At 43.1% G+C, this 501-nt stretch carries 1 protein-coding gene; it reads right to left on the reverse strand.

Going from position 1 to position 501, the window contains the following annotated elements; translation table 11 throughout:
• Positions 1-333 precede the first annotated feature (333 nt).
• The coding region (locus ACS8FD_RS25070; protein ID WP_439277841.1) for a BRCT domain-containing protein at positions 334-501 on the reverse strand (168 nt) is incomplete at its 5' end.

A 501-nucleotide genomic window follows, 5' to 3' on the forward strand; every position in this document is an offset into this window, starting at 1 on the left:
CCTTTTTACAATTGTACAATCCATTATAAAAAAGAGCGCAATGCTTGCGGGTAAGCGTATGTTATTGATTTTTAGAGGGTAATAACATTGGGGTTAGTGGTGAGAGATTGGTTGGCTTTTAGAGTTTTATAGGGTGAGTTAGCTAAAGCCTAAATCACCCTACGTTTCTAATTTATAATTGGTGTGCGAGGGACGAGCATGTTATTAAAGTATGACCTAACCAGCAAATCCCCTCTAAGGGATTTGCACTTGCGAACCTGAGGAGGAATAAGCAAAACACTGTTTTGCCCGACGCAAGACAAGAGCCATGCTCGCAGTTAGCAGTGCAATTTTTTAACGGTTCTCATCCCCAACCATCTTCAAAAACTCATCCTCATCCACCACCTTAACCTCTAATTTTTCCGCCTTAGTTAATTTCGAGCCGGCCTTCTCCCCTGCCAGTAGCGCCGTGGTTTTAGCAGAAACGCTACCAACAACCTTTGCTCCGAGTGCTTGTAGTTT

The organism is Psychrobacter sp. 1U2 (assembly GCF_051847575.1).